This window comes from Micromonospora sp. 4G55 (assembly GCF_016803375.1).
In genome coordinates this window covers 1-6850 of the sequence record NZ_JAEVHN010000319.1, presented here as the reverse complement: position 1 = coordinate 6850, position 6850 = coordinate 1, and the positions used below count along the sequence as shown (strand labels likewise).

At 72.6% G+C, this 6850-nt stretch carries 3 protein-coding genes and 3 pseudogenes; 2 read left to right on the top strand and 4 right to left on the bottom strand.

All coding sequences use genetic code 11. The features are described 5' to 3' along the window. A pseudogene (locus JNW89_RS22740) lies at positions 1–520 on the bottom strand (hypothetical protein); the annotation flags it as partial. A 4-nt stretch (positions 521–524) separates the two neighbouring features. Continuing rightward, the gene (locus JNW89_RS22735) at positions 525–1154 is read right to left on the bottom strand and encodes an MBL fold metallo-hydrolase (RefSeq protein WP_238450432.1); all 630 of its coding nucleotides are present in this window, start codon (positions 1152–1154) and stop codon (positions 525–527) included. A gap of 120 nt (positions 1155–1274) precedes the next feature. Between JNW89_RS22735 and JNW89_RS22730 the strand changes: the two are divergent. After that, positions 1275–2236, top strand: a pseudogene (locus JNW89_RS22730) (DUF4349 domain-containing protein). On the opposite strand, the pseudogene JNW89_RS22725 reads toward JNW89_RS22730, so the two are convergent. After that, positions 2193–3451, bottom strand: a pseudogene (locus JNW89_RS22725) (amidohydrolase). The pseudogenes JNW89_RS22730 and JNW89_RS22725 overlap by 44 nt on opposite strands. A gap of 617 nt (positions 3452–4068) precedes the next feature. Then, positions 4069–5652, bottom strand: coding sequence for a methylmalonyl-CoA mutase (locus JNW89_RS22720; protein ID WP_238450431.1), 1584 nt, complete (start codon positions 5650–5652; stop codon positions 4069–4071). 195 nt (positions 5653–5847) lie between these two features. On the opposite strand from JNW89_RS22720, the gene JNW89_RS22715 reads away from it, so the two are divergent. After that, positions 5848–6850, top strand: a 1003-nt coding sequence (locus JNW89_RS22715; RefSeq protein ID WP_238450430.1) for a serine/threonine-protein kinase, incomplete at its 3' end; no start/stop codon positions are given.

Genomic DNA, 6850 nt, shown 5'->3' with positions numbered 1-6850 from the left:
CCCCGCCGGTGACCAGCCGCAGCTGCGGCCGGGGCACCTCGCCGAAGCCGGCGTAGTGGACGGCCCGCAGCAGGGTGCCGGCCCGGACCTGCTCGGCCACCTCGGCGTCGGCGAGCGCCGCGTTGAGGGTGGCCTCCACCTCACCCAGCGGCAGCTTCCCGGCCGACGGGGCGTCCGGGTTGCGGGCCGCGATCCGGCGCACCTCGGCGACCAGCGCGGCGACGACCGCGCGCCGCTGGGCGGAGAGCTCGCGCAGCTTCGGCCCCTTCAGGTCCCGCTGGGCGGTGCGCAGCGCGTCGGCGAGCTGGCCCAGGTCGGCGACCAGCTCGGGGCGTTCGAGGGCGAGCAGGTTGACCAGCCAGGCCGCCACGGTCGGGCGCTTGAGCCGGGCGATCTGGCGGGCGCCGGCGGCGTCACCGGCCCGCCGGGCCTCGGCGACGGCGGCGTCCCGGGCGGCGACGAACCGGTCCGGGGGCGTGCGGTAGAGCCGCTGGACCAGGTCGGAGGGGAGCGCGGGCACGGCTTCAGGCGTCGATCCGGCTGCCCGGTTCCAGCCGCTGGTAGTCCGTCCCGGACAGGGCCGTGTACTGCCGGTCGAGCACGGCGAGCCCGTTGTCGTTGAGGTAACCGTCGTGCAGGGCGTACGCGCGGCGCGGCGCGACCGCCCGGATGAAGTCGAGCACCTCGGAGAACTTCGACCAGGGCGCGTGGATCGGCGCGAAGAGGGTGTCCACCTGGACGTCGTCCGGCACGAACAGCGCGTCTCCCGGGTGGTAGACGACGTCGTTGAACAGGTATCCGATGTTTTCCACGACCGGGATGTCGGGGTGGATGACGGCGTGCCGGCCACCGTGGGCGCGGACCGGCACGCCGGCGGCGGTGAAGGACTCCCCGGGGGTGACCACGGTCAGCACCTCAGCGGCGTCACCCAGGACGCCGGCGAGCGAAGCCGGGCCGTGGACGGTGAACGGGCGGCGGTCCAGCGCCCGGGTCAGCGCCTCCACGTTCACGTGGTCCGGGTGCTCGTGGGTGATCAGCACCGCGTCCACCCCGTCCAACGCCGCCGACTCGCTGACCACGCCGGGGTCGACGACGAGCACCCCGCCGTCGTGCTGCAGCCGGAGGCAGGAGTGGGAGTACTTGGTGAGCTGCATACGTGACTCCTCGATTATCGAATCGTGACGTCCTCAGCGCAGTCTGCCGGAACCGGCGCGGTGTCGCGTCGCGTCCGAGCTATCGCCCCGGGACCGGGGTAGTCAGAGGACGGAGCGGGGATGGACAGACAGACGACACGACGCCGGGGCAGGTCCCTGGCGGCGCTGGGGCTGGCGGCGTTGCTGCTGGCCGGTTGCGGAGCGGCGGACCGCTCGACCTCGGCCGGTGACTCGGCGGCCGAGGCCCCGGCCGGCGGGGCGCCGGTGGGTGGGGCTGCCGAGCGGGGGCAAGGCCGCGCGGGCGCGCCGGACCTGCGGGTGGACCAGCGGTCGATCATCTACACCGGAACCATGCGGGTGCAGGTGGACGACGTGGAGGGCGCCGCCCGCCGGGCGTCGCCGCGGTGGTCGCGGCCGGCGGGTTCGTCGGTGGGGACAACCGGCGCAGCGTGGCCGCCGACGCCGAGGCGGAGCTGGAGCTGCGGGTGCCGGCGGCGAAGTTCACCGCCCTCATCGACGAGCTGGCGACGTACGGCAAGCAGCAGCGCCGGGAGGTGAAGACGCAGGACGTCACCGAGGAGACGGTCGACCTGGACGCCCGGATCGCGACCCAGCGGGCCCGGGTGGACAGTGCCCGCAAGCTGCTGTCCCGGGCCACCTCGATCCCGGAGCTGGTGTCGCTGGAGGACGAGGTGTCCCGGCGGGAGGCCGACCTCGCCTCGCTGGAGGCGAAGAAGCGTCGGCTGGCCGACCTGACCGCGCTCTCCACGATCACGGTGACGTTCGTCGGGAAGGACGCCTCGACGGCCGAGGAGGAGACCGAGACGGGCTTCATGGTGGGGCTGCGCGGTGGCTGGAAGGTCTTCGTGGCCTCGATGACCATCCTGCTGACCGTGCTCGGGGCGGTGCTGCCCTGGCTGCTGGCGTTCGGCGTACCCCTGGTGGTGTTCCTGGCGGTGCTGCGCCGGCGGCGTCGGGGGCGGCCCGCGCCACCGGCACCGCCCACCACGCCGGTCGGCGCGCCGCGACCGCCGATGCCTACCGCGCCGCCGCCAGTGCCCGCAGCGCGGTCTGGACCATGAGGCGCACCCCGGCGGGGATGGCCCGCTCGTCGACGTCGAACGACGCCCGGTGCAGGTCCACGTTGGGCCCGGACCGGCCGACGCCGAGGCGGGCCAACGCGCCGGGGACGTACTCCAGGTACCAGGAGAAGTCCTCGCCGCCCATGCTCTGCGGCGTCTCGGCGATCCCCTCGGGGCCGAGCGCCGCGGCGGTGGCAGCGGTGAGGACCCCGATGGCGCGGGCGTCGTTGCTCACCGGCGGACGGCCGCGCAGGTATTCCAGGTCGACGGTGGCGCCGGTGGGCGCGATGACGTCCCGGACCACCTGAGCGACGATCTTGGGAGCCAGCTCCCAGGTGTCGCGATCCATCACTCGCAGGGTGCCCGAGGCGCACGCCTCGGACGGGATGACGTTGTACCGGGTGCCGGCCGAGGCGTGGCCGAACACCAGCAGCAGCCCGCTGTTGGCCGGCACCCGCCGACTGACCAGCGCCGGCACCTCGGTGACCAGCCGGCCGAGCGCGTCGACCAGGTCGACCGTCAGGTGCGGCCGGGCGGTGTGCCCGCCCGGGCCGGTGAGCCGGACGGTGACGTTGTCGGCGGCGGCGGTGATCGGACCGACCCGCAGGCCGACCTTGCCCACCGGCAGGTTGGGGTCGCAGTGCACGGCGAAGATCTGGACCACGTCCTCCAGGCCGCCGGCCTCGATGACCTCCAGCGAGCCGCAGGGCAGGATCTCCTCGGCCGGCTGGAAGATCAGCCGCACCCGGCCGTCGAGCTGGCCGCGTCGGCGAGCTGGGCCAGCAGCATGCCGACGCCGAGCATCACCGTGGTGTGCACGTCGTGGCCGCAGGCGTGGCAGACGCCCTCCACCGTGGACCTGTACGACACGTCCTTGACGTCGGTCAGCGGCAGCGCGTCGATGTCGGCGCGCAGCGCGATGACCGGCCCGTCCGGGCGGCCGTCGATGTCGCAGATGACCCCGTTGCCCTTGGGCAGCAGCCGCGGGTGCAGGCCGGCCAGGGAGAGCTCCCGCGCGATCAGCGCCGCCGTCTCGAACTCCTCGCCGGAGAGTTCCGGGTGGGAGTGGATGTGGCGACGGGTGGCGATGAGGCCGGGTACCCGCAGGGCGAGCAGATGGTCGAGCTCGTAGGGCAGGGGCTGGGACCCGGATGGCGCCTCCGGCCAGGACGACGCCAGCTGGCTGCCGTTCGGCAGCGTCAACGCACTCGTCACGTCGAATTCTCGATCACTAGGAATGGACGGATCATCGGGGAGGACAGCAGACAGCCTAGACCTCCGACGGTGACGCTGGGCAACCTCGTTACGGTAGTGATCGGACCGCACAGCGTCACGTAAGCCCTGGTGAGAGGGCTCGAATATCTGCGGGACAGCAGGTAGATCGCGTTCGAACGCCGTCATCTGCCCCACACCTCCTACAACGCGTAACCGATTCGGCGGTCGCGAAATCGGCGTCGATCCGGGGCCGTCGTTCCGAATTGTCGCATTAGTCGCCGCAATTAACTGCCGCTCGGACAATTAACCGACGACAGCCGGCGACCAGGCGACTCCCGACGGTGACACGGTCGTCCCGCGCGCGGCCGGACACGCTGTCCGTCCCGTTCACCCGTCCGGGTTACCCAGGAACCCACGCGGCACACGCCCCGCCCGGAAGGCCACGCTGCCCGGGCGCCCACTCCGAGCCTCGACCGCTGGAGTGCCGCACCGGGTACCTGCACCGACGGTAGCTCTGGCGGGGCACCCCTGACGACCCCTGTAGACCCCGACCGCAGACGACGGCGGCCTCCACCGGCACCCGGGGGCACCGGCGGAGGCCGCCGTTCACGCGCTGGTCAGAAGCGGTCGCTGGGCCGGTACGTCCCCCAGACCTGGCGCAGCGTCCCGCAGACCTCGCCGACCGTGGCCCGGGCCCGCAGCGCCTCCTTCATCGGGTAGAGCACGTTCTCGGTGCCCTCGGCCGCCGCGCGCAGCTCCGCCAGGGCCCGCTCGACCGCGCCGTTGTCCCGCTCGGCGCGCAGCCGGGCCAGCCGAGACGCCTGGGCGGCCTCGATCGTCGGGTCCACCCGCAGCGGCTCGTACGGCTCCTCCTCGTCGACGGTGAACCGGTTGAGGCCGACCACCACCCGCTCGCCCGAGTCGATCTCCTGGGCGATCCGGTACGCGGACTGCTCGATCTCGCGCTTCTGGAAACCCGCCTCGATGGCGTCCACCGCCGAACCGTGGTCGGCCACCCGGTCCATCAGCTCCACCGCCGCCGCCTCGATCTCGGCGGTCATCGCCTCCACCACGTACGACCCGGCGAACGGGTCCACGGTGGCGGTCAGGTCCGTCTCGTACGCCAGCACCTGCTGGGTCCGCAGCGCCAGCCGGGCCGCCTTCTCGGTGGGCAGCGCGATCGCCTCGTCGAAGCTGTTGGTGTGCAGCGACTGGGTGCCGCCGAGCACCGCGCCCAGCCCCTGCACCGCGACCCGGACCAGGTTGACCTCGGGCTGCTGGGCGGTGAGCTGCACGCCGGCGGTCTGGGTGTGGAAGCGCAGCATCATCGACTTCGGGTCCTTGGCGCCGAAGTCGTCGCGCATCAGCCGGGCCCAGATCCGCCGGGCGGCGCGGAACTTCGCCACCTCCTCGAGCAGCGTCGTGCGGGCGACGAAGAAGAACGACAGCCGGGGCGCGAAGTCGTCCACGGCCAGCCCGGCCTCCAGCGCGGCACGGACGTACTCGACGCCGTTGGCCAGGGTGAACGCGATCTCCTGCGCGGGCGTCGCGCCGGCCTCGGCCATGTGGTAGCCGGAGATGGAGATGGTGTTCCACTTCGGCACCTCCTTGCGGCAGTAGGCGAACGTGTCGGCCACCAGCCGCAGCGAGGGCTTCGGCGGGAAGATGTACGTCCCCCGGGCGATGTACTCCTTGAGGATGTCGTTCTGGATGGTGCCGTTGAGCGCGGAGCCGGCGACCCCGGTCTCCTCGGCGACGAGCTGGTAGAGCAGCAGCAGCACCGAGCCCGGCGCGTTGATGGTCATCGAGGTGGAGACCTTGTCCAGCGGGATGCCGTCGAAGAGCATCCGCATGTCGTCGATCGAGTCGATGGCCACCCCGACCTTGCCGACCTCGCCGTGGGCGATCGGGTCGTCGGAGTCGTAGCCCATCTGGGTGGGCAGGTCGAAGGCGACCGACAGCCCCATCGTGCCGGCCCGCAGCAGCTGGTGGTAGCGGGCGTTGGACTCGGTGGCGGTGCCGAACCCGGCGTACTGCCGCATGGTCCACGGGCGGGACGTGTACATGGTGGGGTAGACCCCACGGGTGTACGGATACTCCCCCGGGCCGCCCAGCCGGGTCTCCAGCTCCTCGGGGAGGTCGGCCGCCGTGTAGACGCCCTTGATGGGGAAACCGGACTCGCTGGACCGCCGTTCGCTCATCACCGGATGGTAGGACGCGCGAGCGTGTCGATGGGTGAGGGATAGCGCACACCCCGGTCGACGGCAGGTGAGCGCGCGGGCACGTACGGTCCGGTAAGCAAAGGTGCGCCGCGTCGGGTTTCGCATCGGGCGTCGGAACCAGCAAGATAGGGGGGTTCTGTCCCAGCCCCCTCGATATCCCCCGGTGGCTTTTCTGTGACTCAGATCCCGACGTGGAGCGGCGGACCGGTCAGTCCTCCCAACGGACGCGCGGCACCCGGCACGATCATCGGTGGCCGCTACTCGCTGCGGTCCGCGGTGGGCAACGGCGGCATGGGCACGGTCTGGCGTGCCACCGACACGCTGCTGCGGCGCGACGTGGCGGTCAAGGAGGTCGTCCTGCCCCCGGGGCTGGCCCCGAGCGACCGTGACTCGATGTACGAGCGCACCCTGCGCGAGGCCCGCGCCGCCGCGGCCATCCAGCACCCGGCCGTGGTCCAGGTGTACGACGTGGTCACCGAGGGTGGCCGGCCGTGGATCGTGATGGAGCTGCTGGACGCGCGCAGCCTCGCCGACATGGTGATCGAGGACGGGCCGGTCGCGCCCCGCGCGGTCGCCAAGATCGGCATCGCGCTGCTCGGCGCGCTGGAGGTGGCGCACGCCAACGGTGTGCTGCACCGCGACGTCAAGCCGGCCAACGTGCTGATCTGCACCGACGGCCGCTGCGTGCTGACCGACTTCGGGGTGGCCCGAATGCCCACCGACGTCCAGCTCACCACCCCCGGGATGGTGCTCGGCTCGCCGCACTTCATCTCCCCCGAGCGGGCGATGGGCCAGGAGTTCGGCCCGCCGAGCGACCTGTTCTCCCTCGGCGTGACGCTCTACACCGCGGTGGAGGGCCGGCCGCCGTTCGACAAGGGCGACCCGATCGAGACCATGCACGCCGTGGTCGAGGACCCGCCGGCCACGCCGCAGCGCAGCGGGCCGCTGACCCGGGTGCTGATGGGCCTGCTGGAGAAGGACCCGGGCCGCCGCCTCGACGTGCACACCGCCCGGGCGATGCTCCGCGAGCTGCTCGCCGGGCCACTGACCAGCACCGCCACCGCGGTCAACTCGGTCACCGACCCGTACGCGGTGGTGCCGGTGCAGCGCCCGTCGACGCCGCCCCCGGCGGCCGAGCCGGAGCCGAAGCCCAGCGGGCAGATCGGCGGCCGGGCCA